The sequence below is a fragment of the Enterovirga sp. genome, assembly GCF_028290205.1.
In the GTDB taxonomy this organism is placed as follows: domain Bacteria; phylum Pseudomonadota; class Alphaproteobacteria; order Rhizobiales; family Beijerinckiaceae; genus Enterovirga.
In genome coordinates, this window is sequence record NZ_JAQGKF010000008.1 from 1 (window position 1) to 6,518 (window position 6,518).

7 protein-coding genes and 1 pseudogene are annotated in these 6,518 nt (G+C 67.3%); 4 read left to right on the forward strand and 4 right to left on the reverse strand.

Annotated features, from left to right (window positions below; genetic code table 11):
• The 4 genes from JWR86_RS00510 to JWR86_RS00525 form a co-directional block, all read right to left on the reverse strand.
• Nucleotides 1–428, reverse strand: a 428-nt coding sequence (locus JWR86_RS00510) for a GntR family transcriptional regulator (RefSeq protein ID WP_299559194.1), incomplete at its 3' end; no start/stop codon positions are given.
• Nucleotides 429–490: 62 nt separating this feature from the next.
• On the reverse strand, nucleotides 491–1,318 hold the full coding sequence (locus JWR86_RS00515) for an ABC transporter permease (protein ID WP_299559197.1): 828 nt from the start codon (nucleotides 1,316–1,318) through the stop codon (nucleotides 491–493).
• Between the two features lie 4 nt (nucleotides 1,319–1,322).
• Entirely contained in the window at nucleotides 1,323–2,171 is an 849-nt protein-coding gene (locus JWR86_RS00520; RefSeq protein WP_299559200.1) for an ABC transporter ATP-binding protein, read from the reverse strand.
• A gap of 5 nt (nucleotides 2,172–2,176) precedes the next feature.
• The gene (locus tag JWR86_RS00525; protein WP_299559203.1) at nucleotides 2,177–3,262 is read right to left on the reverse strand and encodes an ABC transporter substrate-binding protein; all 1,086 of its coding nucleotides are present in this window, start codon (nucleotides 3,260–3,262) and stop codon (nucleotides 2,177–2,179) included.
• A gap of 153 nt (nucleotides 3,263–3,415) precedes the next feature.
• Here JWR86_RS00525 and JWR86_RS00530 point away from each other — a divergent pair, with 153 nt between their 5' ends.
• The 4 genes and pseudogenes from JWR86_RS00530 to JWR86_RS00545 all read left to right on the forward strand — a co-directional run.
• Entirely contained in the window at nucleotides 3,416–4,549 is a 1,134-nt protein-coding gene (locus JWR86_RS00530) for a pyridoxal phosphate-dependent aminotransferase (RefSeq protein WP_299559205.1), read from the forward strand.
• Between the two features lie 34 nt (nucleotides 4,550–4,583).
• Nucleotides 4,584–5,366 carry an SDR family oxidoreductase gene (locus tag JWR86_RS00535; protein ID WP_299559207.1) on the forward strand — a complete coding sequence of 261 codons (783 nt, stop codon included), beginning with the start codon at nucleotides 4,584–4,586 and terminating at the stop codon, nucleotides 5,364–5,366.
• A 12-nt stretch (nucleotides 5,367–5,378) separates the two neighbouring features.
• Entirely contained in the window at nucleotides 5,379–6,260 is an 882-nt protein-coding gene (locus JWR86_RS00540; RefSeq protein ID WP_299559209.1) for an alpha/beta hydrolase, read from the forward strand.
• Between the two features lies 1 nt (nucleotide 6,261).
• A pseudogene (locus JWR86_RS00545) lies at nucleotides 6,262–6,518 on the forward strand (Zn-dependent hydrolase); the annotation flags it as partial.

The following is a 6,518-nucleotide window of genomic DNA, read 5'->3' on the forward strand; positions in this document are numbered from 1 at the left end:
GCCACGATGGCTTCGTGGAACGCGATATTCGCATCGTAGAACCCGTCCGGGTCGCCCTGTCCGACGGCCCGCTCGCAGGCTTCGTGCGCCTCCGCCAGCAGAACGCGCTGCTCCGGTAGGATCCGGCGCGCCGCCTGCGAGGCCGCCAACGCCTCGAGCTGCGCGACGACGCTCAAGGCATCGATCAGATCGGCCACCGACAGCTGCGCCACCTGCAGCCCCTGCCGGCCGCGGGCCACCGCGAGCCCACTGGCCGACAGCCGTTGCAGCGCCTCCCGCACGGGCGTGCGGGAGACGCCGTAGCGCTCCGACAAATCCCGCTCGTCGAGCCGATGGCCCGGCCGGACCCGGCCACGGAGGATTTCCTCCTCGAGCCGCTTGGCGATGTCCCCGGCCAGCGAGGTTTCCTCGGCCGGTGCCGGGGGCATCGTGGACATCGGGTCCGGACGGCGCCGCGTCGGCTTGGGGGCGGCCGAACTGACCTGCGCCATTACGTCGTTTCCGAAGAGAACACCCGATTCGCGACATACTCGCCGAGGGCGACGAGCCCATAAAGGAGAAGGCCGCAGACGCAAAGAACCACGATCGCCGCCATGGACACCTCGGTGTCGGCCCGGGCAGTGGCGAAGATGATCAGGTAGCCGAGGCCAGCCTGCGCCGTGATGAACTCGCCGATGATCACCCCGATGATGGCCAGCGTGATGGCGACCTTCATGCCCGAGAAGATATAGGGCAGGGCGGCCGGGAAGCGGACATGCGTGAAGATCTGCCACTCGCTTGCCGTGAGAGAGCGGCACAGGCGCAGCATGCTGCGATCGACGCTGAGAAACCCGGCCGTCGTCGCGATCACGACCGGGAAGAAGGCGATAAAGACCGAGAAGGCGACGCGCGACTGCGAGCCGACGCCGAGCCAGATGATGAACAAGGGCGCCAGCGCGATCTTGGGGATCAGCTGAAAGAAGACCAGGTTCGGGTAGAGCGCCTCCCGGGCCACCGCCGAGTAGGTGATGATGATCGCCAGCACGACACCCAGCACGGTGGCCAGGACAAAGCCGGCCGCCGATTCGAGGGTCGTCGGGATCGCGTGGGTGAGGAGGATGTCCCAGCGCTCGCCGATATAGGCGAGGGTGGAGATCGGCGAGGGCAGGATCACCGGCGGGATGTTGCCGAACACCACGAAGGCCTGCCAGGCGGCGAGCGCCAGCGCGGCGAGCCCGATCGGCAGCACGACCGACCGGATGCCGAGAAGGCCCGCTCGCGTGCCGTTGTCCGGGGCGGCGACCATGACGCCGGTTTCGGTTCCGATAGCGGCGGCCATGACCCTACTCCACCGACTTCGCGCGGGCGGCGCCGGCCGAATGGGCCGGCCCGCCATGGGCCTCTTCGATCGTCAGCCGGAGCCGACGGCAGATCGCGTTGAACTCCGCTCCGTCCTCGATGTCGAAGCGGCGCGGGCGCGGGAACGGCATCGGGAGATCGAGGATCACCTGCGACGGGCGTCCGCCCATGACGACCACGCGGTCGGACAGGAAGGCCGCCTCCCGGATGGAATGAGTGACGAAGACCACCGTCTTGCCGGTCTTTTCCATGATGTCGGCCAGCGCGGCGTTCATCTGGTCGCGCGTGATCGCGTCTAGCGCGCTGAACGGCTCGTCCATGAGCAGGATTGACGGATCGTGGATCAGCGCGCGGCAGATCGCGACGCGCTGGCGCATGCCGCCGGACAGTTCCGAGGGCTTCTTGTTCTCGAACCCCTGCAGGCCGACCATGGCCAGGAGGTCGAGCGCGCGCTCCCGATGCTCGCGCAGCGGGAGCTTCAGGATGCGGACCGGGAACAGCACGTTCTCGAGCGCGCTCTTCCAGGGCAGCAGGGTCGCGTCCTGGAAGATGATGCCGATGTCGCGGCGGGGCCCCGTGACCGGGGTGCCGTCGAGCAGGATCGAGCCGCTGGTCGGCGTCTCGAGCCCGGCGATCATCATCAGGAGCGTGCTCTTGCCGCAGCCGCTGGGGCCGAGAAGGGACACGAACTCGCCGCGCCCGACCTCGAGCGAGGCCGAGGCGACGGCCCGCACCGGCCCCTGCCGGCCCGCATAGGTCTTTTCGACGTTCGTGATTTTGACGAGGGGGTCGGACCGCACGGGACGCGGCATCTCCAGAATCTGCGCTGACATGCCCCTCAGACCACGTATTTCCGGTACGGCGCGGCGGCTGCCTCAGCGGCCTTGGCCTCCTCCGGGCCGAGTTTCACCGTCCCGGCGAACGCGTTGGTGAAGAGCGCGGCCGTATCCGGCTTCTGCGCCTTGTCGCCAGCGGCGTATTGGACGACCAGTTCGGCCATGGTGGAGACTTTGGCCGGGTCGGCGTAGCCGAAGCCGTGCTCCTTTACCTCCGGAACGAGATTGGTGAGGTTGGTGAGCCCGAGCCCGATCTGCGAATAGGGCTTGCCGGTCGAGCTGATGGCGACCTCGCTGTTCGCCTTCAGGAAGATGTCGACCGCCTCGTCGAAGTTGGTCATCGTGAACTTGATGGCTTCCATGGCCCCGGCCACGAAGGCCGCGCAGAGCTTCGGGTCCTTCTCGACCCGTGCCGGCTGCGTCGTGAGCGACTGGCCATAGAATTCGAGGCCGGCATCCCGGAACAGCATGAACCGCACCTCGGTCCCGAGCGGCGCCAGCGACGGAATGGTGCTCGTTGCGAAGGACGACACCGCCTCGACCTGCTTCTCGATCAGGGAGCGCTCACGCACCTTGCCGTCGATCTGAAGCAGATTGACCTTGCCCATGTCGAAACCGCTCTTCTGCGCGTAGAGCGGCAGGAACGGGTACTCGCCCGAGGTGACGCTCGCGCCGAGCTTCTTCCCTTCAAGATCCTTCGGTGTCTTGATCGAAGACCCTGCCAGCACACCGATGCCCATCAGGGCGTCATAATTGATCTGGCCAATGCAGGTGATGGGCAGGCCGCGGGCAGCCTGCACAATGGCGGTCGGCGTCGCCGCCATGCCGAAGTCGAAGGTGCCGGCCGAGACGGCCTGCGCGGCGGCGCCGGATCCCGATCCGCGGGCCACCGAGACATCGAGCCCGTGCTTTCGCCAAAACCCCTTGTCGCGGGCGACATACGCGAACAGGTTCGGTCCTTCGGGGATCCAGGAGGTCGTGAAGCTGACCTTGATGGGGCCTTGGGACAGGGCGGGGCGCGACAGGACGGAGGTTGCGACCGTGGCAAGTCCGATGCCCCGAACGACGTCTCGCCTGGTGATCGTCATCGAACCCTCCTGCTGCAAGCCTGCACGTCGACACTTAAGCCTGGATCGTTCAACATGGCAAGCTTGCATGCCAGTTGGGCTTGCCTGCATGCCAGCCCTGCGTTAGATCCCAGCCATGCCTCTCAGGGGGAGGTCGTTCGGGAAGGTGCGCCCATGCGGGCTTTCGAGGCGCGGAATGCGCATTTCGACAGGTTGGTGAACACGCCGGGGCTGAAGTGGCTCGGTCAAAACACAAACCATGCCAAGCCGCATGCAGCCGTGGTCGAGGCCATGGAGCGGTGCATCCGGGACGAGGAGTTCCACATCTACGCGCCGCCCGCCGGCTTCGAGGAACTGCGGGCCGGCATCGTGGCCGATCTTGGCCTCGACGGGCAGGTGGCCCTCGTGTCGGACGGGGCGGTGTCGTCGCTCTACCACGCCTGCCATGCGCTGCTCGGGCCCGGTGACGAGTTCATCACCACGGACCCGACCTGGAACTGGCCGATGGCCTTTGCGCGCTCGGTCGGGGCCACCGTGAAGCAGATCCCGATCTACGGCGAGGAATACGGCTACCGGCTCGCGCCGGAGCGGCTGCGGGCGGCGATCACGCCGAAGACCAAGGTCATCTACATCGTCGATCCGAACAATCCGCTCGGCTCTGCCTGCACGGCGGAGGAGATCGATGGCATCGCGGCGGCCGCGCGCGACGCCGGCGCTTACCTGATCCACGATTGCACCTACCGGCACTTTGCCTACGAGCATCACCTGGCGGCGAAGCGCTATCCGGAGCGGACGCTCACGGTCTACAGCTTCTCCAAGTGGCTCGGCCTGGCCGGGCTGCGCGTCGGCGCGATCGTCGCGCATCCCGACCTCGTCGAGCGGCTCGCGGCCGCGCCGCCCAACAATCTCGGCTCCTCGATTCTGTCGCAGCGCGCCGCGATGGCCGGGCTCAAAATCAAGGCAGAATGGTTCCCGGGCGTGCTCGCCGAGCAGCGCGCGAACCAGGCGCTGATCAAGGAAGCGGCAGACCGCATCCCCGGCCTGTCGATCGCGGTCTATCCCTCGAACGGCAACTTCATCGTCATGGAATGCGGCCCCGCCGGCATCCGGCCCGATGCGCTGGTCGCGGAATATGCCGAGCGCAACATCATGATCCGGCAGGGTGCCTATCACACGCCGAATTTCGGCGACCGGTTCGTCAAGATTTCGACCACCGTGCCGACCGCCTGGGTCGAGGAGCTCGTCGAGCTGCTGCCCGAGATGGTCGAGCGCGCCCGGGGCCGCAACGAAGCGGCCCAGCTCTTCTAGGAGCCTCAGGCTCCCTGGATCACAGGATCACAGCATGGATCTGAAGCTTGGAGGACTGAAGGTCCTCATCACCGGCGCCTCCCAGGGGATCGGGGAGGGGCTGGCGCATGCCTTCGCGAACGAGGGCTGCCATCTCCACCTGACGGCGCGCTCTGCCGAGAAGCTCGAGGCAATGGCCAGCGAGATCGTCGCGGAGCACAAGGTCACCGTGACGTTCACGGCCGCCGACATGACTGAGGACGGCGCGGTGGAGCGCATCGTCGCCGAGGCTGGCGAGGTCGACGTGCTGATCAACAATGCCGGCGTCATCCCGAGCGGCAACCTGTTCGAGATCGGCCCCAAGAAGTGGCGCGACGGCTGGGCCCTCAAGGGCTTCGGCTATGCCGACATGATCCGGGCTGTCTACCCGACCATGAAGGCCCGCGGCGGCGGCGTCATCCTCAACAACATCGGCAATGGCGGCGAGGTCTGCGATCCGCAATACATCGAGGGCGCGGCCGGCAACGCCTCCATCATGGCGATGACGCGGGCGCTCGGCGGCCGCAGCCTTGAGGACAACATCCGCGTCGTCGGCGTGAACCCGGGTCCGGTCGATACCAGCCGCATCTACAACATGCTCCGCAAGTGGGCGGATACCGAGTTTGGCGATGCGGGCCGCTACGAAGAGCTGCTCGAGCGCTATCCGCTGAAGCGGCCGGCTCACATCCACGAGATCACGGATCTGTTCCTGTTCCTCGCCTCGTACCGGTCGGGCTACACGTCCGGCACCGTGATCACGGTCGATGGCGGCATCGCGTCCCGCCGCTCGGTGGTTTGAGGAGGTCTTCGCATGCCCTACGCGACCGTGAGCGACGGCGTCCGGCTCCATTACGAGACCGCAGGACGCGGCACGCCGATCGTCTTCGTGCATGAATTCGGCGGATCCCACTGGAGCTGGGAGCCGCAGATGAACTTCTTCACCCGCCGGCACCTCTGCGTCACCTATGCGGCGCGCGGCTTCGCGCCGTCCGACATCCCGGAGAGCCCGGATTCCTATTCGCAGGCCCGGGCCGCCGACGACATCGTCGACGTGATGACGGCCGCAGGGATCGACAAGGCGCATCTGGTCGGCCTCTCGATGGGCGGGTTCGCGGTGCTGCATGCCGGGCTGCGGCATCCGGACCGGGTCCTGTCGGTCACGGCAGCCGGTGCGGGCTACGGCGCTGAGAAGGCGCACGAGGATTACTTCAAGGGCATTTCGGAGCAGGTCGCGGCCAATTTCGAGAGCAAGACCGCCAAGGTCTTCGGCCCGATCTATGCCGAGGGCGCCTCGCGCGTGCAGTTCCAGGACAAGGACCCGCGCGGCTGGCAGCTCTTCGCCGACCGGCTGGCACAGCATTCGGACACGGGTGCCGCGAACACCATGCGGGGCGTGCAGATGCAGCGGCCGTCGCTCTACGACCTCGAGGCCGAGTTCAAGGCCATGACGGCGCCGCTGCTCGTGATGGTTGGCGACGAGGACGACCATTGCCTGCAGCCGGGCATCTTCCTGAAGAAGACCGTCCCGGCCTCGGGCCTCGCCGTGTTCCCGAAATCAGGCCACACGCTGAATCTCGAGGAGCCGGGGCTGTTCAACCACCTGCTGGCCGAGTTCATCGCCCAGGTCGAGGCCGGCCGCTGGGGCCCCCGCGATCCGCGCGCCAATCCCGCCCAGATCATGCGGACCGAGTAGCTTGCGGCCGTCCGACCATGTCGATGGCGCCCGGCTCTGGGACCGCCTCATGGCGCTCGCCGCCTTCGGGGCGCGCCCGGATGGCGGGGTGGATCGGCAGACCCTGACGCAGCCTGAGATCGCCGCTCGGGCCGAACTGGTCGGCTGGGCGAGGGCCCTCGGCCTCAAGCCCTTCACGGATGCGGGCGCCAACCTGTTTCTCCGCTTCGAGGGGCGCGAGCCCGAGCTGCCGCCGGTGCTGGCCGGCTCGCATATCGA